The sequence below is a fragment of the Enterobacter sp. T2 genome (assembly GCF_010692925.1).
Lineage (GTDB): Bacteria > Pseudomonadota > Gammaproteobacteria > Enterobacterales > Enterobacteriaceae > Enterobacter > Enterobacter kobei.
On the sequence record NZ_CP048736.1, the window covers coordinates 372,586 to 394,283 of the forward strand.

At 55.1% G+C, this 21,698-nt stretch carries 23 protein-coding genes; 9 read left to right on the plus strand and 14 right to left on the minus strand.

Going from position 1 to position 21,698, the window contains the following annotated elements:
* Nucleotides 1-52: 52 nt before the first annotated feature.
* Genes iadA through G0034_RS01765 form a run of 3 tightly spaced genes read right to left on the minus strand, consistent with a single transcriptional unit; the run spans nucleotide 53 to nucleotide 2,334 of the window.
* On the minus strand, nucleotides 53-1,216 hold the full coding sequence (gene iadA, locus G0034_RS01755) for a beta-aspartyl-peptidase (RefSeq protein ID WP_047343824.1): 1,164 nt from the start codon (nucleotides 1,214-1,216) through the stop codon (nucleotides 53-55).
* Nucleotides 1,217-1,226: 10 nt separating this feature from the next.
* A complete protein-coding gene (locus G0034_RS01760; protein WP_179120445.1) occupies nucleotides 1,227-1,688 on the minus strand; it encodes a YjiG family protein in 462 nt (153 codons plus the stop codon).
* Nucleotides 1,669-2,334 (minus strand): nucleoside recognition domain-containing protein, encoded by a 666-nt coding sequence (locus G0034_RS01765; protein ID WP_179120446.1) that lies wholly within the window; start codon nucleotides 2,332-2,334, stop codon nucleotides 1,669-1,671. The genes G0034_RS01760 and G0034_RS01765 overlap by 20 nt, the downstream gene beginning before the upstream one ends.
* Before the next feature lie 232 nt (nucleotides 2,335-2,566).
* Between G0034_RS01765 and G0034_RS01770 the strand changes: the two genes are divergently transcribed.
* The gene (locus G0034_RS01770) at nucleotides 2,567-2,920 is read left to right on the plus strand and encodes a DUF4156 domain-containing protein (RefSeq protein ID WP_014882205.1); all 354 of its coding nucleotides are present in this window, start codon (nucleotides 2,567-2,569) and stop codon (nucleotides 2,918-2,920) included.
* Nucleotides 2,921-2,985: 65 nt separating this feature from the next.
* Here G0034_RS01770 and epmB read toward each other — a convergent pair whose 3' ends face one another.
* Nucleotides 2,986-4,014 carry an EF-P beta-lysylation protein EpmB gene (gene epmB / locus G0034_RS01775; protein WP_179120447.1) on the minus strand — a complete coding sequence of 343 codons (1,029 nt, stop codon included), beginning with the start codon at nucleotides 4,012-4,014 and terminating at the stop codon, nucleotides 2,986-2,988.
* A gap of 40 nt (nucleotides 4,015-4,054) precedes the next feature.
* On the opposite strand from epmB, the gene efp reads away from it, so the two are divergent.
* The 3 genes from efp to ecnB all read left to right on the plus strand — a co-directional run bounded on the left by efp (nucleotide 4,055) and on the right by ecnB (nucleotide 5,056).
* Entirely contained in the window at nucleotides 4,055-4,621 is a 567-nt protein-coding gene (efp, locus tag G0034_RS01780) for an elongation factor P (protein ID WP_014882207.1), read from the plus strand.
* Between the two features lie 48 nt (nucleotides 4,622-4,669).
* A complete protein-coding gene (locus G0034_RS01785; protein WP_013095266.1) occupies nucleotides 4,670-4,801 on the plus strand; it encodes an entericidin A/B family lipoprotein in 132 nt (43 codons plus the stop codon).
* 108 nt (nucleotides 4,802-4,909) lie between these two features.
* Complete coding sequence (gene ecnB / locus G0034_RS01790) at nucleotides 4,910-5,056, plus strand: lipoprotein toxin entericidin B (RefSeq protein WP_003025482.1); 147 nt, start codon at nucleotides 4,910-4,912, stop codon at nucleotides 5,054-5,056.
* Between the two features lie 37 nt (nucleotides 5,057-5,093).
* On the opposite strand, the gene G0034_RS01795 is transcribed toward ecnB, so the two are convergent.
* Nucleotides 5,094-5,693 (minus strand): response regulator transcription factor, encoded by a 600-nt coding sequence (locus tag G0034_RS01795; protein WP_045134434.1) that lies wholly within the window; start codon nucleotides 5,691-5,693, stop codon nucleotides 5,094-5,096.
* Between the two features lie 258 nt (nucleotides 5,694-5,951).
* Here G0034_RS01795 and sugE point away from each other — a divergent pair, with 258 nt between their 5' ends.
* Entirely contained in the window at nucleotides 5,952-6,269 is a 318-nt protein-coding gene (gene sugE, locus G0034_RS01800) for a quaternary ammonium compound efflux SMR transporter SugE (RefSeq protein WP_014882209.1), read from the plus strand.
* Here the strand turns inward: sugE and G0034_RS01805 are convergent.
* Entirely contained in the window at nucleotides 6,266-6,796 is a 531-nt protein-coding gene (locus G0034_RS01805) for a lipocalin family protein (RefSeq protein ID WP_023338938.1), read from the minus strand. The two genes, sugE and G0034_RS01805, sit on opposite strands and share 4 nt — an antisense overlap.
* A 98-nt stretch (nucleotides 6,797-6,894) precedes the next feature.
* Entirely contained in the window at nucleotides 6,895-8,040 is a 1,146-nt protein-coding gene (locus tag G0034_RS01810; protein ID WP_063434356.1) for a cephalosporin-hydrolyzing class C beta-lactamase ACT-95, read from the minus strand.
* 132 nt (nucleotides 8,041-8,172) lie between these two features.
* On the opposite strand from G0034_RS01810, the gene ampR reads away from it, so the two are divergent.
* Entirely contained in the window at nucleotides 8,173-9,048 is an 876-nt protein-coding gene (gene ampR, locus G0034_RS01815) for a LysR family transcriptional regulator AmpR (protein WP_014882212.1), read from the plus strand.
* A 29-nt stretch (nucleotides 9,049-9,077) separates the two neighbouring features.
* Here ampR and frdD read toward each other — a convergent pair whose 3' ends face one another.
* Genes frdD through frdA form a run of 4 tightly spaced genes read right to left on the minus strand, consistent with a single transcriptional unit; the run spans nucleotide 9,078 to nucleotide 12,371 of the window.
* A complete protein-coding gene (gene frdD, locus G0034_RS01820; RefSeq protein ID WP_000609653.1) occupies nucleotides 9,078-9,437 on the minus strand; it encodes a fumarate reductase subunit FrdD in 360 nt (119 codons plus the stop codon).
* A gap of 10 nt (nucleotides 9,438-9,447) precedes the next feature.
* Nucleotides 9,448-9,843 carry a fumarate reductase subunit FrdC gene (gene frdC / locus G0034_RS01825; protein ID WP_014882213.1) on the minus strand — a complete coding sequence of 132 codons (396 nt, stop codon included), beginning with the start codon at nucleotides 9,841-9,843 and terminating at the stop codon, nucleotides 9,448-9,450.
* Nucleotides 9,844-9,853: 10 nt separating this feature from the next.
* Entirely contained in the window at nucleotides 9,854-10,588 is a 735-nt protein-coding gene (gene frdB / locus G0034_RS01830; RefSeq protein WP_014882214.1) for a fumarate reductase iron-sulfur protein, read from the minus strand.
* Entirely contained in the window at nucleotides 10,581-12,371 is a 1,791-nt protein-coding gene (gene frdA, locus G0034_RS01835) for a fumarate reductase (quinol) flavoprotein subunit (RefSeq protein WP_045134430.1), read from the minus strand. Before frdA ends, frdB begins: the two co-directional genes overlap by 8 nt.
* Before the next feature lie 310 nt (nucleotides 12,372-12,681).
* Between frdA and epmA the strand changes: the two genes are divergently transcribed.
* Entirely contained in the window at nucleotides 12,682-13,659 is a 978-nt protein-coding gene (gene epmA / locus G0034_RS01840; protein WP_014882216.1) for an elongation factor P--(R)-beta-lysine ligase, read from the plus strand.
* 198 nt (nucleotides 13,660-13,857) lie between these two features.
* Nucleotides 13,858-15,357 carry a glutamate/gamma-aminobutyrate family transporter YjeM gene (gene yjeM, locus G0034_RS01845; RefSeq protein WP_023336678.1) on the plus strand — a complete coding sequence of 500 codons (1,500 nt, stop codon included), beginning with the start codon at nucleotides 13,858-13,860 and terminating at the stop codon, nucleotides 15,355-15,357.
* A gap of 36 nt (nucleotides 15,358-15,393) precedes the next feature.
* On the opposite strand, the gene mscM is transcribed toward yjeM, so the two are convergent.
* The 3 genes from mscM to rsgA all read right to left on the minus strand — a co-directional run bounded on the left by mscM (nucleotide 15,394) and on the right by rsgA (nucleotide 20,855).
* Nucleotides 15,394-18,717, minus strand: a complete 3,324-nt coding sequence (gene mscM, locus G0034_RS01850; RefSeq protein ID WP_045134428.1) for a miniconductance mechanosensitive channel MscM — start codon at nucleotides 18,715-18,717, stop codon at nucleotides 15,394-15,396.
* Between the two features lie 19 nt (nucleotides 18,718-18,736).
* Nucleotides 18,737-19,705, minus strand: a complete 969-nt coding sequence (gene asd, locus G0034_RS01855; protein WP_023331845.1) for an archaetidylserine decarboxylase — start codon at nucleotides 19,703-19,705, stop codon at nucleotides 18,737-18,739.
* 97 nt (nucleotides 19,706-19,802) lie between these two features.
* The gene (gene rsgA / locus G0034_RS01860; protein ID WP_014882220.1) at nucleotides 19,803-20,855 is read right to left on the minus strand and encodes a small ribosomal subunit biogenesis GTPase RsgA; all 1,053 of its coding nucleotides are present in this window, start codon (nucleotides 20,853-20,855) and stop codon (nucleotides 19,803-19,805) included.
* A gap of 107 nt (nucleotides 20,856-20,962) precedes the next feature.
* Here rsgA and orn point away from each other — a divergent pair, with 107 nt between their 5' ends.
* Nucleotides 20,963-21,508 (plus strand): oligoribonuclease, encoded by a 546-nt coding sequence (orn, locus tag G0034_RS01865; RefSeq protein ID WP_014882221.1) that lies wholly within the window; start codon nucleotides 20,963-20,965, stop codon nucleotides 21,506-21,508.
* Nucleotides 21,509-21,698 lie beyond the last annotated feature (190 nt).

Here is a 21,698-nt window from a genome sequence, read left to right on the forward strand (position 1 = left end):
AGAACGAACCCCGGGCAGCGATGCCCGGGGTTTTTTATTGCCTGTCCAGCTGCTACTCAAAGGTGCCTTTCACGCACACAACACCTTCGCGCACCATCTGGCGGCCTTTCGCCCAGACCTCGTGGATTTTTAGATCGTCCGTCAACACCAGGAAATCGGCATCGCATCCGGGCGCGATCCGTCCTTTATGCTCCAGCCCGAGAAACTCCGCCACATTACGCGTAAATGGCAGAAGCGCCTCCTCCAGCGGCAGGTGATAGCGGCTGACCAACTGCTGTAGGGTTTCCGGAAGGGATTCGAATCCTGCCACGCCAATACCTACCAGATTGCCATTTGCGTCAAAATTCGGTTGGCTACCGTTACCGTCCGAGCTGAGCGTGAGACGGTTAAACGGCACCTGCGCTTCGCGGGCTGTCGCAATGGCGGTGGCGGCATCAATGGGTTCGCTGATGCTGGTGGTGATATCGATATAACCCCCTTCGCGAGCATAGTTTAGCGCGGCGAGGAAGAGCGCCTCACCGCGGTTAACGTGGGTTGGCAGCAGCTTCGTGCGAGGAACGTCGGCGTTATTCAGAATGTTAAGGAGCGGCTCCAGCAGCTTCGGGCTGTTGCCGAGGTGAAAAACGGAGATACCCGCTTTGGCACCCAATAGCCCGCCGACGCGTGACTGGGCGGCCATGCTGGCGAGCCGATCGTCCGCTGGTGCGGAAGAGCGATGATCGGAAATCGCGCATTTCACACCAATGATTTTGTCGATCAGCGCCACATCTTTTTCAATACTGCCGGTAATCGTCGGAGAAGGCAGTCCGTACGCGCCCGTCAGCATCCACGCGCTGATCCCTTCATGCTCAAGCGCTCGTGTTTTTGCCAGCAGTGATTCAGGGTGTCGGGTGACGCCGTCGGTGCCCAGCAGGCCAACCACGGAGGTGATACCTGCTGCTACCAGCGCAGACAGCCGCACCTCCGGCGTGCGGGTGTGGGGCCCCGCTTCACCGCCGCCACCGATGAGATGCACGTGCTGATCGATAAATCCCGGGCAAATCACCGCTCCGGCGAGATCGGTTTCAGGACACGCCATCCGCGTTGTTGCATGCCCCGCTTTTTCGAACGCAACAATTTTTCCCCCAGCGATCAGCAGATCGCAATGTCCCCGATCCTCCGGGGCGTAGAGATGTGCGTTGCGGAAAAGATGGGGTTCCAGCACTGAAAAATCCATTTTTATCTCCTCAGAAGAGTAACTGCATCACCCACATTGAGAGCAGGGCGTTAATGACGCAAACCGTAATAATGTGCGGGTAATATTTCGGATTCACGCCTGCGGTACCCAGGCAGCGGCCGGTATTTTGCACCGGATTGCCCATCAAATAGATGGCGGGCAGCAGGATGGTGGCATCGTGACCGTTGAGTGAGCCGGCGGCGACCAGACTGGCGCAGACCCCCACGCCGCCGCCCATACTCATCACCGAGGCCAGAAGGACCGTTGCCGCCGCGCCCGGAAGCCCCCAGAGCGCCATGACGGGCTCGCAAATATTGCCCACGATATCCAGCAGGCCCGTCACCTTCAGCGCCTGAATAATGACAAATGCCATGACCACGTTTGGCAGCAGGCTGGTGGTCGCGATGGTAAAGCCGCGACGGGCACCATCAATAAACATGTCCATGATATTTTTACGCGGCTGGGCGATCATTTTTTTCCTCCTGAATACGATGATCTTCCATACGGGCGATCCACACTCGCAGGAAGTTAGCGCCAACAAATTTGAATACCAGAATGACGGCCAGCGGCGCGATTACCGGGACGGTAATAAACGTGAAAAGCGCGGCGCCGGAAGAAAAATAGTTGGTAATAATGGCGCTTCCGCTGGTCTGGAAGGTAGCGAAAATGGCGCGTTCATGGTCGGTAATTGCTCCGTCGTCGGTCAGCTCTTTGGTCATACCTGCCGCCGCATCGGTGTTTTGCAGGTTGGCGATAAGGGCCAGAGAGCAGATCCCCGGCACGCCAAGCAGCGGACGCAAAATAGGCGTCATCAGCTGTTGTGCGGCACGCAGTCCGCCCAGGCCTTCGGTGACGGCAATGATCCCGAGCGATAAAATGACCGAGGGCGCCAGTTCAAGGGCAAATAAAAACCCGTCTTTCGCCCCCGTTCCGCCCGTGCCGCGAAACGTCAGGGCGCCGTTGACCGGTCCAAAGCTACCGTTTAAGACGGTAAAGTCCAGCACGCGCCACCATTCAGTACTTTTGGCGAAAAAACCGGAGAAAAATACGATGGTGAGTACAAACGCCAGATAGCCTACCCATGTCACTTTTTCCTCTCCTGAGGATGATGCACTCATGAAACCCCCTTTTTCATTGCGTACAAAAGTTGTACGTCGCACCACTACATACGATCGAGGGCTAAAACACGATATCCCAAAGGCTATTATCAGAATTCATTTAAGATGTCGGAGGAGTGCCTGGCGGAATCTGGCTCGCAGAAATGCTCGGCATTTTTCTTTTGGTCATCTTTTAGGTATAAGATTTAGACACGGACAACTACTGTCCAGCTTATTGAAAACGAGGAATAACATGCGCGTAAAAGTCTGTGCAGGGATTGTAGGGGCAGCATTGCTGCTGGCGGGTTGTAGCTCCAGCAATGAGCTGTCGGCGGCGGGCCAGGGTGTTCGCTTTGTGGAAGATAAGCCGGGTAGCGAATGCCAGCTGTTAGGCACGGCCACGGGCGAGCAAAGCAACTGGATGTCGGGACAGCATGGTGAAGAGGGCGGCTCTATGCGCGGTGCGGCGAATGCCCTGCGTAACCAGGCTGCGGCGATGGGCGGCAATGTGATTTACGGCGTGAGTAGCCCAACGCAGGGAATGCTCTCCAGCTTCGTGCCAACCGCCAGCCAGATGAGCGGCCAGGTCTACAAGTGCCCGAACTGAGTTAACGCGGTGATGGCGCTGCGCCCGGACCCTGTAGGGCAGGTAAGCGTAGCGCCACCTGCCTTTTAGTGCTGCCGCAGCTGCAAATCCAGCGGCGTCTTACTTGGCTCTCCGCCAATTTCGCGCGCCAGCTTGGGTACCATATAACCTGAAACCAGCGTTAACAGCTCGCGCATAATCTGTCGGGCTTCTTCATCGGTCACCATGAAGTGCGCAGCACCCTGCACGCGATCCAGCACATGCAGGTAATAGGGCAAGACACCCGCATCAAACAGGGCGTTGCTGAGGTCGGCCAGCACGCGGGCGCTATCATTTACCCCACGCAGCAGCACGCTCTGGTTTAGTAGCGTGACCCCCACTTTACGCAGGCGCGCCATGGCCGCGCGAAATGCATCGTCAATTTCATTCGCGTGGTTAATATGGTTCACCAGCAGCACCTGCAAGCGGGATTGCGCCAGGCGCGACACCAGTCCGTCAGTAATGCGTGCCGGAATGACAATCGGTAAACGGCTGTGAATACGCAGACGTTTGATGTGCGGGATGGCCTCAAGCTGGGTTAATAGCCAGTCCAGCTCATGATCTTTTGCCATCAGCGGGTCACCGCCGGAAAAAATAATCTCATCCAGCTCTGAATGGGCGGCGATATAGTCCAGCGCGACCTGCCAGTTGCGCTTATTTCCCTGGTTTTCGGCGTAAGGGAAGTGCCGACGGAAGCAATAACGGCAATTTACCGCGCAGCCGCCTTTGACCAGCAGCAGGGCGCGGTTGAGATACTTATGCAGTAAACCCGGTACCACACTGTTCTGCTCTTCCAGGGGATCGGTGCTGTACCCTGGTGCAGTAATGAACTCATCCTGCAAGGTAATGGTTTGTTTTAAAAGCGGATCGTCAGGATTGCCTTTCTCCATGCGCGCAACAAACGCGCGTGGAACGCGCAGGGCGAAAAGGCGCTTTGCATCGCGGCCCGCAAGCAACTCTGGGTGCTGATCGAGGTCTAAAAGACGCAGCAATTCATCAGGACTGGTGATTACATCGGCAAGTTGCGATAACCAATCTTCTCTGGACGGGGTGTTTAGGGTTACAATATGCGCCATTTTGTGGCTTAGCTACCAGTTAACAAATTTAGAGGGCCTTATGGCAACGTACTATAGCAACGATTTTCGTGCTGGTCTTAAAATCATGATGGACGGCGAACCGTACGCGGTTGAAGCCAGCGAATTCGTTAAACCGGGTAAAGGCCAGGCATTCGCACGCGTTAAGCTGCGCCGCCTGCTGACCGGTACCCGCGTTGAGAAAACTTTCAAGTCTACCGACTCCGCTGAAGGCGCAGATGTTGTGGATATGAACCTGACTTACCTGTACAACGACGGTGAGTTCTGGCACTTCATGAACAACGAAACCTTCGAGCAGCTGTCTGCTGACGCGAAAGCGATTGGCGATAGCGAAAAATGGCTGCTGGATCAGGCTGAGTGCATCGTGACCCTGTGGAACGGTCAGCCTATCGCTGTTACTCCACCAAACTTTGTTGAGCTGGAAATCGTTGAAACCGATCCAGGTCTGAAAGGTGACACTGCCGGTACTGGCGGTAAACCAGCGACGCTGTCTACCGGTGCTGTGGTTAAAGTGCCACTGTTCGTACAGACTGGCGAAGTGATCAAAGTGGATACCCGCTCCGGCGAATACGTATCACGCGTGAAGTAATAGTCAGGGCGCAGCGCCCGCTGCGCCTGATTTTTGCAGGCAGGGATGATGAAACGTACCGTTAAAATTCTGCTTCTGTTAGCGCTCTCCAGTGCATTGCTTTCCGGCTGTAACACCACGCGCGGCATGGGGGAAGATATCCAGGATCTTGGGCATATCATTTCTCACGCGGCCAGCTAAGCTCGTCTAATTTTCCGAAAAATGCTTCCTTGTCCGTCAATCGGCGGGATCTTGTCTATTCTTAAGTTGCTATACACAAAACAACTTTGGCTATAAAAGGAAGATATTATGGTTAAGAAGACAATTGCAGCGATCTTTTCAGTCCTGGTACTTTCTTCAGTATTAACTGCCTGTAATACCACGCGTGGCGTTGGTCAGGATATTTCTGAAGGTGGTAGTGCAATCTCTGGTGCGGCAACAAAAGCACAGCAGTAATTAATTAACGGTACGGAACCAGAAGGGTTTCGTACCGTCAGTTTTCTGTACCCTGCGGAGATAAAAACGGGGAAAAGCGCGTGTCCATATGCAGCTTCATGCGGATATTTCGCTTGTAGGTATATACCGTTTTCCCATTGATACTCAGGTGAGCGGCAATTTTTTGATTGCTTGCGCCGTCCATCCACATTGTCAGCACTTTCTCCTCCTGGCGGGTCAGCAACGGCGTGGCCACTGTTGGTCTGTGCGTGTCTGAGCCCGAAATTAACGCGTCATTAATAACCGTGGCGAGTTCCTCAAGACGGGCATTTTTCATGAGTGAAGACCAGACCGGGAAGTTCTCCAGCCAGGCCGTCATGTCTCTGTCCTCTCCCGATTGCAACATAATAAAGGGGAGTTTTTCGCTGGCATTCAGTAAGGAAGAGAATTGCTGGAAATGGGGAGTATCCTGCCTGAAACCATGCAGGTCAGCGATAACCAGTGAGGGTTTCCATTGCAGAATGTGCTCTCTGGCGAGGAAAAGATTGTTCAGCCCGGTCACAACGTAATGTCCCGGGAATAAACCGGAATGATTGAGCCATGCTTCAAACCCCGCGCGGGTAAAGTGACAACGGTCAATCAAAAGTATTTTGAACATATTTTATTCGCAGTCGGCTAGTGGTTTGGCTTCCTGACATCAGAAAGCACATCATCATAGAGAAGTCCGATGAGTAATAAATGCCTGAACTGCGCGCCTTACTGCGGCTATTTCTGGCCTTAAGGGGGTCAGCAGAAAATGATTGAAAAAAAATCGCACGTTAACCAAAATATGAGGCGTTATCTGCCTTGCGGGACGACCCGTAAGCGCTTTCTTCATCGGGGACGGCCCCAACTTATTTAAGTTAAGGAGCCTGAGATGTCCTGGATTATTCTTTTTATTGCCGGCCTGCTCGAAGTAGTATGGGCGATTGGTCTTAAGTACACCCACGGTTTTACCCGCCTGACGCCCAGCGTCATTACCGTTTCTGCGATGATTGTGAGTATTGTTCTGCTCTCATGGGCGATGCGTTCCCTGCCCGTGGGAACAGCCTATGCTGTCTGGACGGGGATTGGTGCCGTGGGGGCTGCAATTACCGGCATTCTGTTGCTGGGTGAGTCAGCGAGCCTGGCGCGTATCGCCAGCCTCGCCCTGATTGTGGCCGGTATCATTGGACTGAAGCTCAGCACCCATTAGTGGGGCTGTTTAACCCAGATGAGTTTCGACACATCAAACCCTTGCCGGGTCGCGACATCCAGCATCTGCTGTTTCATCTCCGACGAAATGGTTGGCGTGCGGGAAAGTATCCACAGATAGTTGCGATCCGGCCCGCAGACCAGTGCGTGACGGTACTCTCTGTCGAGCGCTATCACGTTATAGCCGCCATAGAAGGGGCCAATGAAAGAGACTTTGAGCGCGGCCCGTTGCGGGTCGCCGGTGAAGTATGCTTTCCCGACAGACTGCTGCCACATCTGCCGATCGGGGTTATAGCCCCGGTTGATAACCTGAATACCCCCATCCTCCATCGTGCTGTAATGTGCAGTCACCTTCTCTAAACCCTGTTCGAACCGATGGTCGAGGCGGGCGATTTCATACCATGTTCCGAGAAAGCGTTGGGCGTCAAAAGGCGTGACGACAGTGACACCAGGAGGTGGGGTAGGGGAACTGCAGGCAACCACTAAAAACGCGGCTGTCACCGCGGCGATAACAGGCAGAATGCGCATAGGAGTTTCCTTACTGTTTTTTGTTAAGTGTAGATGACAGCAGGGAAAATGCGGGAATTTTGCAGGCCGGGTGGGCGTTAGCACCACCCGGCAAGGTTTTACTGCAGAGCGCTCAGAATACGGTATGCCGCTTCCACGCGCGCCGGGTTCGGGTAGCTCTTGTTCGCCAGCATAACAATGCCGAGTTCCTTTTCAGGAATAAATGCGACATAGCTGCCGAATCCACCCGTCGAGCCTGTTTTATGTACCCATGATGCTTTTACTGGCGGAACTGGAGGGTTCACTTCTGCCACCGGTAACGGTGCAAGAGCCACCTTGTTATCGCTGCCCTCCACGACGGTTTTGGCTTCTACCGGCCAGTTGAGCATCTCCCAGCCCAGACCCTGATACATGGCACCCACGCGCCAGTAGCGAGACTGTGCCAGGGCAATACCCTGTTTCAACGTTGAATCCGAAAGGGCGTCAGGGTTCATGTTGGCCTTCAGCCAGCTCGCCATATCCTGGATGTTGGTTTTGACACCATACGCTTCGGCATCCAGCATTCCCGGTGAAACGTGGATTGCTTTACCATCACGGTATCCCCAGGCGTAATGCGCCTCTTCTTCTTTCGGAACGTTAATCCATGTATGGTCCAGTTTGAGTGGCTTGAAGACCCGCTTCGTCATGGCCTGTTCAAAGCTCATACCGGAGGGTTTAACCGCGAGGGCGCCAAAAAGCCCGATGCTGGCGTTCGCATAAAGACGCGTTGTGCCTGGTTTCCACTGCGGTTGCCAGTGTTGATAGAAACGCAGCAGGGAGGCGTTATCCGTGACCTCATCCGGCACCTGTAGCGGCAGGCCACCCGCGGTGTAGGTCGCCAGATCCAACATGCGAATACCCTGCCACTGCTTGCCTGTTAGCTCGGGCCAGTACTTTGTCACGGGGTCGCCCAGCGATATTTCTCCGCGCGCAATCGCATCGCCACCTAATACGCCGGTGAAGGTTTTACTTATAGAGCCCAGCTCAAACAGGGTTTGCGGGGTGACAGGTTTGTTCGCCGCAACATCGGCCTTTCCGAAGGTAAAGTAGTGCGGCTGACCCTGATAAATCACCGCTACCGCCATGCCCGGAATGGCTTGCGCTTTCATCAGGGGGGTAACGGTACGTTCCACCACGTCAGACAGCTGTTTCTCTGACATCGGCGCGGCGAGAACAGAGCAGGAGGTGCTGAGCAGCAGGGCACAGCAAAGGGATTTTGTCTTCATCAGTTATCTTCCGTAATAGCGGTTCAAGGGAGTGTCCGGGCCCGTCAGACCTCAGTAGTCTGTTGGATTTGACTGTGGCTGACAAACGGTTAAATTTAGCATTAGCTGTTAATTTTTCTAACGGATGTAATGATGACCCGCAGCTATCTCCCGCTTAATTCGCTTCGCGCTTTCGAAGCTGCCGCCAGACACCTCAGTTTTACGCATGCTGCGATAGAGCTGAACGTGACCCACTCTGCTATCAGCCAGCACGTTAAAGCGCTGGAGCAGCATCTGAATTGTCAGCTGTTTGTCCGCGTTTCGCGCGGGCTGATGCTGACCACGGAAGGTGAAAACTTGCTGCCGGTGTTGAATGATTCATTCGATCGGATCGCCGGAATGCTGGATCGCTTTGCCAGTCATCGCGCCCAGGAGAAGCTAAAAGTGGGTGTGGTCGGCACCTTTGCTACCGGTGTTTTATTCTCGCAGCTCGCGGACTTTCGTCGCTGCTATCCGCATATCGATCTTCATCTTTCGACCCATAACAACCGCGTCGATCCCGCGGCGGAAGGGCTGGATTATACGATTCGCTACGGTGGCGGGGCGTGGCACGGCACTGAAGCGCAGTTCCTGTGTTCTGCACCGCTGTCCCCGCTTTGCTCACCCGATATTGCTCTCGGGCTCCAGTCTCCGGCCGACATTCTGAAGTTTACCCTGCTGCGCTCCTACCGACGCGACGAATGGTCGGCGTGGATGCAGGCGGCAGGTGAACATCCCCCGTCACCCACGCATCGGGTGATGGTCTTTGATTCGTCCGTGACCATGCTGGAAGCCGCGCAGGCAGGTGTAGGCATCGCCATAGCACCTGTGGATATGTTTACCCATCTGCTCAATAGCGAGCGTATCGTGCAGCCGTTTGCCACCCGGATTGACCTGGGGAGTTACTGGCTCACGCGATTACAGTCGAGGGCTGAAACCCCCGCAATGCATGAGTTTGCTCAATGGCTGGTGGGAAAAATGCAGAAATAAAAGGCCCGCCGGAGGGCGGGCCAGATGTATCAGATAGTGACCACGGCAATCAGCGTCACCACGGTCAGGATGGTCGCCAGACCGTAGAATACCCATTTACCGCTCGGTACATGGATTTTCAGGTCATGCATCGCATGGTGAATACGGTGCAGGCCACACCACAGCGGCAGGACGATCATCAGGAAGATGAATACCCGACCAATAAAGCTGCTCGCAAACGCCAGCACGCGTTCGTAGCTCAGCGCATCGCCCGGGAATAACCCCAGCGGCAGCATAATCCCGACCAGCAGAATGATCACCGGCGCGATGATGGCGCTCCACATGCCGCCTGCGCCAAACAGGCCCCAGAAGACCGGCTCGTCTGAACGTTTTGGATTTGGATTAATCACAGTCGTCTCCTTACCAGAACAGTGCGACAAACAGAATGACCACAGTGACCAGGATCGTCACTCCCCATAGCCCTTTAATCACCGGCTCTGGCCCCATTTTCTCGCCTTTTACGATGATGTTTGCCGCTTTTGGCGCCAGTTCAAACCAGGTTTTGGTATGAAGCAGCGCTGCCGCGAGCACGATCAGGTTCAGAATTACGATGATGGGGTTTTGCAGGAAACCGACAAAGTTCGCCCAGGTTTCCGGCCCGTGCTTGAGGGCAAAAACGCCATACATCAGCTCAAGGCTGAACCAGACCGCCGGTACCGCCGTGCCTTCACGCAGCATGTAGAAGCGATAAAACGGCAGGTTTTTCCACCAGGTGGACGGCACTGGCCGCACATAGGCTTTGCGTTTAGTCGTCATCATGCACTCCTTAGCGTGGTTTCAGGGTAGCGATAAGAAAGTCTTTCGAGCTTTCCACTTTACCCTGCTGAATTGCGGCGGCCGGGTCGACATGCTTCGGACAAACTTCGGAGCAATAACCCACAAAGGTACAGGTCCAGACGCCGTTCTGGCTGTTAAGCTGCGCCATGCGTTCTTTTTTACCGTGGTCGCGGCTGTCTTCGTTATAGCGGTGCGCCAGGGTAATGGCGGCCGGGCCGATGAACTCAGGGTTCAGGCCAAACTGGGGACAAGCGGCATAGCACAGGCCGCAGTTGATGCAGCCGGAGAACTGATGGTATTTCGCCATCTGCGCTGGCGTCTGGGTATTGGGTCCCTGATCAGGAGTACGCGGGTTGCCAATGATGTACGGCTTAATCGCTTCCAGACTTTCGATAAAGTGCGTCATATCGACCACCAGATCGCGCTCGATTGGGAAATTACCCAATGCTTCAACCTTGATGCCTTTGGTGTAATCGCGCAGGAAGGTTTTACATGCCAGCTTCGGCACTTTGTTGACCATCATGCCGCAGGAGCCGCAGATTGCCATGCGGCAGGACCAGCGGTAGCTCAGGTCCGGTGCCAGGTTATCTTTGATATAGCCGAGCGCATCCAGCAGGGAGGTTTGCTCGTCATAAGGCACTTCATAGAAAGCGCTGTGGGGGGCGGTATCCACTTCCGGATTGTAGCGCACCACTTCAACTTTCAGTTTTTGCATCTCAGCCATTCGCCTTCTCCTTCTTCTCGGCGGCTTCTGCTTCTGCGCCGTACACGCGTTTAGCCGGCGGCAGCGTGGTGATTTTCACGTCGCTGTAGTCCAGGCGCGTTGTGCCATCCGCATCGCGCCAGGCGAGAGTGTGTTTCAGGAAATTGACGTCGTCACGTTCGGTGCAGCCTTCGTCCAGACGCTGGTGCGCCCCACGCGACTCTTTACGCGCCAGCGCAGAGTGCGCCATACATTCCGCGACGTTCAGGCCGTGGCCCAGCTCAATGGTATAGAGCAGGTCGGTATTGAAGACGCTGGAGGTGTCGGTGATGCGCACGCGCTTGAAGCGCTCCTGCAGCTCCGCCAGCTTGTCGACGGTTTTCTGCATCAGCTCAGGGGTACGGTAGATACCGCAGCCTTCTTCCATCGACAGACCCATTTCATCGCGGATCTTCGACCAGTTCTCGTTACCTTCCTGGTTCACCAGATCTTTCAGGCGTTTTTCAACGTCTGCGACCTGCGCATCCAGCGCGGCACCGTTAGCTTCGCCTGCGGTTGCAGCACGCTCCATTGCGCGTTCGCCCGCCATGCGGCCAAAGACCACCAGCTCTGCCAGCGAGTTAGATCCCAGACGGTTGGCGCCGTGCAGACCCACAGAGGAACATTCGCCCACCGCAAACAGACCCTGAATGCGGGTTTCACACTGCTGATCGGTTTCGATACCGCCCATGGTGTAGTGTGCAGTTGGGCGAACCGGAATCGGCTCTTTCACCGGGTCGACGCCCACATAGGCTTTCGCCAGCTCACAGATAAACGGCAGACGTTCCAGCAGTTTCTTCTCGCCCAGGTGACGCAGGTCAAGGTGAACCACGTCGCCGCGCGGCGTTGAGATGGTGTTGCCTTTGCGCCACTCGTGCCAGAAGGCCTGAGAAACTTTGTCGCGCGGGCCGAGTTCCATGTATTTGTTCTTCGGCTCACCAAGCGGCGTTTCCGGACCCATACCGTAATCCTGCAGATAGCGGTAGCCGTTTTTGTTGACCAGAATACCGCCTTCACCGCGGCAGCCTTCCGTCATCAAAATGCCGGACCCTGGCAGACCGGTTGGGTGATACTGCACAAACTCCATATCACGTAGCGGCACGCCGTGGCTGAGCGCCATGCCCATTCCGTCACCGGTAACGATGCCGCCGTTGGTGTTGTAGCGGTACACGCGTCCCGCGCCGCCCGTTGCCATCACCACCGCGTTAGCGCGGATCTGAACGAGCGTGCCTTCCATCATGTTCATTGCCACCAGGCCGCGCGCATGCCCGTCATCAACCAGGATATCGAGGACGAAATGTTCATCAAAGCGCTGAATTTGTGGGAACTGAAGGGAGGTCTGGAACAGGGTATGCAACATGTGGAAGCCGGTCTTATCGGCGGCGAACCAGGTGCGTTCAATCTTCATTCCGCCGAAGCGGCGGACGTTGACGCTGCCGTCCGGACGGCGGCTCCACGGACATCCCCACTGCTCAAGCTGGGTCATCTCCGTTGGACAATGGTGGACAAAGTAGTCTACGACATCCTGTTCGCAAAGCCAGTCGCCCCCTGCAACCGTGTCGTGGAAATGGTATTCAAAGCTGTCATGATCCTGCGCAACGGCGGCGGATCCTCCTTCTGCGGCAACCGTGTGGCTGCGCATCGGATAGACTTTTGAAATCAGTGCGATTTTAGCGTTTGGATTAGCCTGCGCTGCAGCAATCGCAGCACGTAATCCAGCCCCGCCAGCGCCAATTACGGCAAGATCGGCTTGAAAAGTTTGCACGACATTCCTCCAGATTTTTGTTATTTCGCAACGCGACAAACTAAAGGTAGTTCACCCGTCCAAAGGGACGATTGCGAAAGCGTTTCCACTGCTCCTTTATGGGTAAAAGAGTATAACCGTGTAGATGTCAGGGAAATTTGACGTGTTCGATTTTTTTGCTGTTCTGTGCGGTGATTTATCATGGTGATTGATGAATTACGTCACGAAATAATCAACCTAAATGAAATGCGCTTTTTTACTGCGCAAAATTTGTCTCTGTCCCTGCTAACGAGTAGACTTCGTGCCCTTGTCTGAAATCGGAGAAAAACTCATGAGCGAAACGGCCACCTGGCAGCCGAGCGCATCCATCCCAAATCTGTTAAAACGCGCTGCAATTATGACGGAGATCCGTCGTTTCTTTGCCGACCGCGGCGTCCTGGAGGTGGAAACCCCGTGCATGAGTCAGGCAACGGTGACGGATATTCATCTGGTCCCGTTTGAAACCCGTTTTGTTGGTCCTGGCCACTCTCAGGGCATGAATCTGTATCTGATGACCAGCCCGGAATACCACATGAAACGCCTGCTGGCGGCGGGGTGTGGTCCGGTGTATCAGCTGTGCCGCAGTTTCCGAAATGAAGAGATGGGTCGTCACCATAACCCGGAATTCACCATGCTGGAGTGGTACCGCCCGCATTATGATATGTACCGCCTGATGAATGAGGTGGACGATCTGCTGCAGCAGGTACTGGAGTGTTCAGAAGCAGAAACGCTCTCTTATCAGCAGGCTTTCCAGCGCCATCTGGAAATCGATCCGCTGTCGGCGGACAAGGCCCAGCTGCGCGAAGTGGCGGCAAAACTGGATCTGAGCAACGTGGCGGATACCGAAGAGGATCGCGACACGCTGCTGCAACTGCTGTTCACTTTTGGTGTTGAACCACTGATTGGCAAAGATCGCCCGACCTTCGTTTACCATTTCCCGGCAAGCCAGGCGTCACTGGCGCAGATCAGCACCGAAGATCACCGCGTGGCGGAGCGTTTTGAGGTCTATTACAAAGGCATCGAGCTGGCGAACGGTTTCCACGAACTGACCGACGCGCGTGAACAGCAGCAGCGTTTTGAGCAGGATAACCGCAAGCGCGGCGCGCGTGGTCTGCCGCAGCAGCCAATTGATAACAACCTGCTGGAAGCGTTAAAAGCCGGTCTGCCGGACTGCTCAGGCGTAGCGCTGGGTGTTGACCGTCTGGTAATGCTGGCCCTTGGCGCAGAGCAACTGGGCGATGTGATTGCCTTTACGGTCGATCGCGCGTAAAGAATTGCCGGGTGGCGCTATCGCTTACCCGGCCTACGCTTCTGGTGGCAATTATCCTTTCCATTTCGTCATGGCAACATTAAAAACTGCCATTTTCTGTGTACACGGGTCTTTTTCTTAAATTGCCTCGTATAGCCACAATATTTGTATGGTCATCTGCTACCATCCGCGCAGTTTAATTCCTCTTCGGATGGTTATATGTCCCACTCACTCAAAAAAATGACCCTTACCGGGCTCATACTGATGATTTTTACGTCAGTTTTTGGCTTTGCTAACAGCCCGTCGGCTTTCTATCTGATGGGCTATAGCGCGACGCCGTTTTATATCGTTTCTGCTCTGTTCTTCTTTATCCCGTTTGCGCTGATGATGGCGGAGATGGGCTCGGCTTACCGAAAAGAAGAGGGCGGTATCTATTCGTGGATGAACAACAGTATCGGCCCGCGTTACGCGTTTATCGGGACGTTTATGTGGTTTTCATCCTACGTCGTGTGGATGGTCAGCACGGCGGCCAAAGTCTGGGTGCCGTTCTCCACGTTTCTTTTTGGTACGGATAAAACGCAGGTCTGGTCTCTGGCAGGGCTGAGCTCCACGCAGGTCGTCGGTATTCTGGCGGTCTTCTGGATGGTGATGGTCACGCTGGTGGCGTCGAAAGGTATCAACAAAATTGCCCGTATCACCGCGGTTGGTGGTATTTCAGTGATGTGTCTGAACCTGGTGCTGCTGCTGGTGAGTATCGCTATTCTGTGCCTGAACGGCGGGCATTTTGCGCAGGAGGTCAATTTTGTTTCATCCCCTAATCCGGGTTATCAGTCCGGGCTGGCTATGCTCTCCTTTGTGGTGTTTGCCATCTTCGCTTACGGTGGTATTGAAGCGGTAGGCGGGCTGGTCGACAAGACCGAGAACCCGGAAAAGAACTTCGCCAAAGGGATTATTTTTGCCGCTATCGTGATTTCCATCGGCTATTCACTGGCCATTTTCCTCTGGGGCGTCAGCACCAACTGGCAACAGGTGTTGAGCAATAACACCACTAACCTCGGTAACATTACCTATGTGCTAATGAAAAGCCTGGGGATGACCCTGGGGCAGGCGATGAACCTGAGCCCCGAGGCGGCATCGGTAATGGGAGTCTGGTTTGCGCGTATCACCGGCCTGTCGATGTTCCTCGCCTATACCGGCGCATTCTTCACGCTAATCTACTCGCCGCTGAAAGCGATCATTCAGGGTACGCCTAAAGCGCTGTGGCCAGCACGCATGACGCAGTTGAACACCGCAGGAATGCCAGCTAACGCTATGTGGATGCAGTGTCTGCTGGTCTGCATGTTCATCCTGCTGGTGTCTTTTGGTGGCGATACGGCGTCTGCGTTTTACAACAAGCTGACCCTGATGGCGAACGTGTCGATGACGCTGCCCTACCTGTTCCTGACCCTGGCGTTCCCGTTCTTCAAAGCGAAGCAGGATCTTGAGCGTCCGTTTGTGATCTTCAAAACCCGCGCGGCAACGCTGCTGGCGACCACGGTAGTGGTGCTGGTCGTGGCGTTTGCCAACATCTTTACCGTTATACAGCCCGTGGTTGAGGCGAATGACTGGAACAGCGCGTTGTGGATGGTTGGTGGACCGATCTTCTTCTCGCTGCTGGCGATGGGGATTTACGAGAATTACCGTCGACGCTCGCAGGCGTTCGTCACGGAAGTGGCATAGCGCTAAAATACCCCTCCCGAAAGGGAGGGGAGACAGTTACAAACTTCCTGCCGGGCGGGTTCTTGCCGCCGAGGTTAGGGTTTTACCCATCTTTCGTCCGTCCATACTTTCCAGACGCATCTGGAACGGTGGGAACGGCATATCAATTCCGTGCTCGCGGAAGCCCGCCAGAATCAGCTGGTGGATCTCGTGGCGAAGCGGCATTCGGTGCCCCATTTCGGCGGCGTAGATACGCAGCTCGAAAATCTGGATCCCCTGTTGTAAATCGACCAGGAACACTTCCGGTGCAGGGTTATCGAGCACCAGCGTGCAGCGTTCGGCAGCGGTATAGAGGATCTGCGTGACTTCTTCACTGTTAGCATCCGACGGTGCCGGCACTGTCAACACCACACGCGTGACGGAGTCTGACAACGACCAGTTGATAAACTGCTCGGTGATAAACGCCTTGTTAGGCACGATGATCTCTTTACGGTCCCAGTCACTGATTGTGGTGGCGCGAGTGTTGATCTTCGTTACGCTACCGGTGAGATCGCGAATCGTCACCGTATCGCCTATACGAATCGGTTTTTCAAACAGGATGATCAGGCCGGACACAAAGTTGGCGAAAATCTCCTGCATGCCAAAACCCAGGCCAAACGTCAGCGCGGCGACCAGCCACTGCAGTTTAGACCACTCGATACCAATCATTGAGAAACCGACCATCCCACCAAAAAGCAATATCAGGTATTTGGTGATGGTGGTAATCGCATATCCCGTGCCGGGGGTTAAATCCAGATGCTGCAAGAGCGCCAGCTCGAGCAGTGCCGGGAAGTTACGCACCAGTTGGGTGGTGATGATCAGCACCAGAATGGCAATCAGCACCGCGCCCAGGGTAATTGGCTCCAGGCTTTCCACGCCCTGCACCGTGGACGTCACATCCCACAGAGAGATATTCTCCAGGAAGCCAAATGCGGAATGAATTTCCGACCACAGGAAGATTACCGACAGGAGGGCTACCAGCATCAGGATGGAACGCACCAGCCGCAGGGACTGGGTACTGATGGCATCCAGATCCAGTTCGACCTCGTCCGCGTCTATCGTGCCTTCAGTGCTATTAACATGGTTTGACTCTTCCTCACCTCGCGCACGTTGAGCGAGGATCTCCGCCCGGCGATGCTTGGCGCGGTCGAAGGCCAGACGACGGCGCTGGATCAGCATTCCGCGGCGTATAACGTGATACACCACCAGAAGCAGGAACCAGATCGCCACCGAGGTTTCCAGCCGCGCCAGTAGCGCCTTCGAGGTAGCCAGATATCCCACTGCTGCGGCCAGCATTGCAATCAGAGGGGCACTGAGCAGCAGGTTCCAGAGCAGTCGGTTAAACATGTTGTCGCCGCTACCGGATTTATCCAGATAGAGCGGTATCCCTGCACGTTTCAGGCTGAGCGTGACAATGGCCAGCGCACCGCATATCAGCATAAAGCAGAGGCGGCCCAGCGAGCCTGAGAACTCGCGGTCATCGAGATTATCAAACATGATCAGCGCCATAATCAGCGGCACAATCAGCCCGATGCTCATCAGGTAGTAGCGCATGGCGCGCGCAACGCGGTTACGTGGCCAGCCAAAGTGGGCAATGAAAAGGCCATTTGGCCGCGCGAGGGTGGCGCAGATCATCACGACCCACAGCAGCGGTACCGTGGCGGTCACGCCATCGCCAATGGCAACGGCGAGTGGATAGGGCCAGGCTTCCCGTAGCCCGTACCCGAGCGTCATCCACAGCACCGGCAGCGGAGAGGCGACAAGTATCGACCAAAACACGGTGCGCAGCGTCAGCCAGAAATGGTCCTGAGTGACTTTCCCCACCCGTGCGCTGGAACGCTCCAGGAAACGGGTAAAATGCCTGCGTGAGTAAATGCTGAATCCCACCAGAATCAACGCGCCCAGCAGCGGGAAGATGGTCTCTTTGCTGGTCAGCATCATCACGCTGGCCTGTCCCAGTTGGCTGACGGTGTCCAGCGAAATCAGACGGCGCAAATCCTGCACGATCTCGATCGGCCATGAGAAGGTCATTGGACGCACGTCGGATGTCCAGAAAAGATAACGGTGCGTTGCCTCGTTGACCTCTTTCAGCGCATCTTCCAGCTGGCTGTTGGAAACCTTGAGCTTAGTCAGCTCCAGAATCAGCGTATCGCCGCCCTGCAGCAGGGAGTTCAGCAGTTCACGCTGGGTACGCAGCTGAGCTTCCAGAATCCGGTTTTGCTCGCTGGTCAGGGGCTGGCCATCCGCCTGACGGATTTGGCGAATTTGCGGCTGCTTATTGAGGAGATCCTCAAAATGCAGTCGCTGAACGCGTAGCTGGGCCATCTCGGTATCCAGCTGCTGCGGCTTCGGCATTTCCGGCAGACGCGCAACCTGGGCACGCAGCGCCTCGCCCAGCAGGTTTGATGACCCAAGCCACTGGGACTGTTCGCGCAGGGTGTTGAGCGCCTGACGCACCTGCAGGGTTTGATTGGTCGCCTGACGTTGCTGTGAGGCAACCAGATCCATACGCTGCGCCTGCTGATTCAGTGCGGCAGAAAGCTCACGGTTGACCTTAAACTGATCGACGATGTCCGCTGGCAGGTTGGCACTGTTTTCCGCCAGCAGTTCGGTGCTTTCGAGAGCACGTTCGGCCTCGCGCTGGCGCTGGCTATTAAGCTGATTACGCAGGGCCTGAAGATACGCATCCAGCTGCTCGCTCTGCTTTTGTGCGAGTTCCGAGCGCATCCGCGACAACTCCTGGCGGTTATTGGCGGACAGCTGCGCCAGTTCCAGTTCATCTACCAGGGCTTTCAGACGCGCCGATTCCGCCTGCAGGCCAAGATTTTGTGCCTGCGCCTGCGGCGTGTTGCCAGTTTGCGTACCCACGCGGCGCTCAACTTCATTAAGCTGGCGACGGGCGTCGGTTTGCTGCTGCGGGAGCTGGCTGAGGGAGTCGGCAATTTCACGTGCACGCTCTTGCTCCTGCTGAGCCAGACGGCTCTTCTCCAGAAGCTGGCTGCTGACCTGCAGGATTTCCTGATTCAGGGCGTCCGTGGTCATGTTGGCTGGCACATCGCGCGGCTCATCACGCAGATTCGCCAGCTGCGCGCGCAATGTTTGCGAGAGTTTGGGGAAGTTGTCGATAACTTGCTGATATTGCTGAGCGCGCTCAAGAGAGCCTTTCCGCTCTTCAAGCGCGTTCAGTGCGGACTGAAGCGACTCGACGGTCTCTGGCTGAGCGGGTTTGGCCGCTTTTGCCTGCTCCAGTTCCTGACTTATCTGTTTGGCGTCGGGGGCTGTCGCTGCGTACGCCCCCATGCTGAGGCACCAGGCCATCAGTAGAACGATAATCGGGCGCACGTCAGCGATCCTTCTGTTGTTAGCCTTCGTCTTTTTTGTCGTCAACCAGCGGGCTGGCGTCATGCTCGGCGTTGATCTCTTCTTGTGACAGCGGAGCAGGTTCTGCATCGGGTGTCACAAAAGTTTCGGTGGAGACTGCCAGCGGCTGGCCAAGTTTGGTCACCGACAGGCTTTCAAGCTGTTCAGCCAGCTTCACTTTGCCCGGCGCAAACAGGTTGATAACGGTAGAGCCCAGCTTAAAGCGCCCCATCTCCTGACCTTTCAGCAGGGCGACAGAGCCTTCCGCTTCACCGGCAGGCCACGTCCAGCGTTTGATGATACCTTCACGCGGAGGCGTGATGGTGCCAGCCCAGACGGTTTCAATACTGCCGACAATGGTCGCGCCCACCAGAATTTGCGCCATCGGGCCAAATTCAGTATCGAACAGGCAGATGACGCGTTCGTTACGGGCAAACAGGTTCGGTACGTTCTGCGCGGTCAGGTGGTTCACGGAGAAGAGATCGCCCGGAACGTAGATCATCTCACGCAGGATACCGTTACACGGCATGTGTACGCGGTGATAGTCGCGCGGTGACAGGTAGGTGGTCGCAAACGTACCGTTACGGAACAGGTCCGCCATCAGGTAGTTACCCGCCAGCAGCGCTTCCAGGCTGTAGTTATGGCCTTTCGCCTGCAGGATTTTGTCGTCTTCGATATTACCCAGCTGGCTGATCACGCCGTCAGCGGGCATCACCAGTACGTTAGGGTCGGTGTTCAGCGGACGCACTTCATCGCGTAGCGGGCGTACAAAAAACTCGTTGAAGGTACGGTAGCTGGCGGTGTCTGGCTTCTGTGCCTCTTTCATGTCGACCTTGTAATACTTCACAAAAAGGTCGATGACCAGTTTGGTCAGCCAGCCCGCGCGTTTGCTTGCGCCCCAGCCCGCCAGGCGAGTGAGCCACAGTTTTGGCAGAATGTATTGAAGCGAAAGTTTAAATGCGTTTAACAAGGTAGCCTCCAGGCCATTGTTTTGTCGTTCCTGATCCGGCGGTAAGCCGCCGGAACCTGAAAAAAGGGGACGATTTTAGCGATGCTTAGCTTAGTTGTCAGTTGTCAGAATCAGAAAAGTTTTTACGCGTTTTTACCTGATCCATGCTCTCAAGAATGCGGTGGTAATTCTCGAAGCGGGTCTCCGCAATCTCACCTTTTTCGACCGCTTCACGGATAGCGCAACCTGGGTCGTTATCGTGTTTACAGTCGCGGTACTTGCAAGCGCCTAAATAATCATGGAATTCGACAAATCCGTTGAAGATTTGTTCCGGTTCAAGATGCCACAAACCGAACTCGCGCACGCCCGGGGAGTCGATGACATCGCCCCCGTGCGGGAAGTGATACAGGCGTGATGCGGTGGTGGTGTGCTGGCCAAGACCCGAGACATCAGACACATCATTGGTAAGGATCGCCTGCTGGAGGCCAAGCAAATTGTTCAGCAGACTCGATTTGCCCACGCCGGACTGGCCCGCAAAGATGCTGATGCGATCGGTGAGCGCCTCTTCCAGCGGTTTCAGACCATCTTTGGTATGGCTGGAGACCATCAGGACGCGATAGCCAATATTGCGATAGATATCCATCTGCTCATTGACGAAGGCCATCCCGTCGTCGTCCAGCAGATCGATTTTGTTTAATACAATGATCGGCTCAACCTGCAGCGTTTCGCAGGCGACAAGGTAACGGTCGATAATATTGAGCGAAAGCTCAGGTAAAATCGCCGAAACAATAACGATCTGGTTAATGTTGGCGGCAATCGGCTTCACGCCATCGTAGAAATCCGGGCGGGTGAGCACCGACGTGCGTTCATGCACGGCTTCAACGATACCTTTAACCGTGACCCCTTCAGCCGCCTCTTTACCCGGACGCCAGACCACGCGATCGCCGGTAACCAGTGAACGAATGGTGCGACGGATATTGCAGCGGTGAATATCCCCGTCGGCGGATTCCACATCGGCATGCATACCGAAACGGCTGATGACGACGCCTTCTGTCGCTTCACCAAACAGGTTATCGTCATAATCCGGTTTCTCCGAAGTGGTTTTAAGACGGCGCTGGTGGTTGGCGTTTACGCGGCGCTGCTGCCCTTTGGAGAGTTTATTTTTACTCAATCGCGCTGGCTCCTGGTCGCCCGTAAGGGGCAAAACCTCTATGATACACTCTAATCAATACTAGTTAACCTGCTACTGCCGGTTATGCGAGAAGGGTGGAAAATAACATGAGCGCGGATGAAAACAACCTGATTTGGATCGATCTCGAAATGACCGGGCTGGATCCCGAGCGCGATCGCATTATTGAGATTGCAACTCTGGTGACGGACGCCAACCTGAATATTCTGGCCGAAGGGCCGACGATTGCCGTGCATCAGTCCGACGATCAGCTGGCTTTGATGGATGAATGGAACGTGCGCACCCACACCGGCAGCGGCCTGGTGGATCGCGTGAAGGCCAGCACGTTGGGCGATCGCGAGGCAGAACTGGCGACGCTTGAGTTCCTGAAACAATGGGTTCCGGCAGGTAAATCGCCTATCTGTGGGAATAGCATTGGCCAGGATCGCCGTTTCCTGTTTAAGTACATGCCGGAGCTGGAGTCTTACTTCCACTACCGCTATCTGGATGTGAGTACCCTGAAAGAGCTGGCGCGCCGCTGGAAACCTGAAATCCTTGATGGCTTTAAAAAGCAGGGGACGCACCAGGCGATGGACGATATTCGTGAGTCTGTGGCAGAGCTTGCGTACTACCGCGAAAACTTTATTAAGCTGTGATTTTGAGATCCGGCGCCTTGCGTGGCCGGGTTTTTGTCGTTAAATTGTTCAGCTTGCCGATTTAATAAGCATTTGAACTGAATTTCGAAAAAATCGCTTTAAGGGGGGTTGCAGCTAAAAGGATTTCTCGTATAATGCGCCTCCCGTAACGACAGAGAATTACACGTTACGACAGCAACAAAAGCAGTAC

What these genes read in the sequence shown, in the direction of transcription:
- iadA (WP_047343824.1), bottom strand. Translation starts at nt 1,216, where the DNA reads ATGGATTTTTCAGTGCTGGAACCCCATCTTTTCCGCAACGCACATCTC.
- G0034_RS01760 (WP_179120445.1), bottom strand. Translation starts at nt 1,688, where the DNA reads ATGATCGCCCAGCCGCGTAAAAATATCATGGACATGTTTATTGATGGT.
- G0034_RS01765 (WP_179120446.1), bottom strand. Translation starts at nt 2,334, where the DNA reads ATGAGTGCATCATCCTCAGGAGAGGAAAAAGTGACATGGGTAGGCTAT.
- G0034_RS01770 (WP_014882205.1), top strand. Translation starts at nt 2,567, where the DNA reads ATGCGCGTAAAAGTCTGTGCAGGGATTGTAGGGGCAGCATTGCTGCTG.
- epmB (WP_179120447.1), bottom strand. Translation starts at nt 4,014, where the DNA reads ATGGCGCATATTGTAACCCTAAACACCCCGTCCAGAGAAGATTGGTTA.
- efp (WP_014882207.1), top strand. Translation starts at nt 4,055, where the DNA reads ATGGCAACGTACTATAGCAACGATTTTCGTGCTGGTCTTAAAATCATG.
- G0034_RS01785 (WP_013095266.1), top strand. Translation starts at nt 4,670, where the DNA reads ATGAAACGTACCGTTAAAATTCTGCTTCTGTTAGCGCTCTCCAGTGCA.
- ecnB (WP_003025482.1), top strand. Translation starts at nt 4,910, where the DNA reads ATGGTTAAGAAGACAATTGCAGCGATCTTTTCAGTCCTGGTACTTTCT.
- G0034_RS01795 (WP_045134434.1), bottom strand. Translation starts at nt 5,693, where the DNA reads ATGTTCAAAATACTTTTGATTGACCGTTGTCACTTTACCCGCGCGGGG.
- sugE (WP_014882209.1), top strand. Translation starts at nt 5,952, where the DNA reads ATGTCCTGGATTATTCTTTTTATTGCCGGCCTGCTCGAAGTAGTATGG.
- G0034_RS01805 (WP_023338938.1), bottom strand. Translation starts at nt 6,796, where the DNA reads ATGCGCATTCTGCCTGTTATCGCCGCGGTGACAGCCGCGTTTTTAGTG.
- G0034_RS01810 (WP_063434356.1), bottom strand. Translation starts at nt 8,040, where the DNA reads ATGAAGACAAAATCCCTTTGCTGTGCCCTGCTGCTCAGCACCTCCTGC.
- ampR (WP_014882212.1), top strand. Translation starts at nt 8,173, where the DNA reads ATGACCCGCAGCTATCTCCCGCTTAATTCGCTTCGCGCTTTCGAAGCT.
- frdC (WP_014882213.1), bottom strand. Translation starts at nt 9,843, where the DNA reads ATGACGACTAAACGCAAAGCCTATGTGCGGCCAGTGCCGTCCACCTGG.
- frdB (WP_014882214.1), bottom strand. Translation starts at nt 10,588, where the DNA reads ATGGCTGAGATGCAAAAACTGAAAGTTGAAGTGGTGCGCTACAATCCG.
- epmA (WP_014882216.1), top strand. Translation starts at nt 12,682, where the DNA reads ATGAGCGAAACGGCCACCTGGCAGCCGAGCGCATCCATCCCAAATCTG.
- yjeM (WP_023336678.1), top strand. Translation starts at nt 13,858, where the DNA reads ATGTCCCACTCACTCAAAAAAATGACCCTTACCGGGCTCATACTGATG.
- orn (WP_014882221.1), top strand. Translation starts at nt 20,963, where the DNA reads ATGAGCGCGGATGAAAACAACCTGATTTGGATCGATCTCGAAATGACC.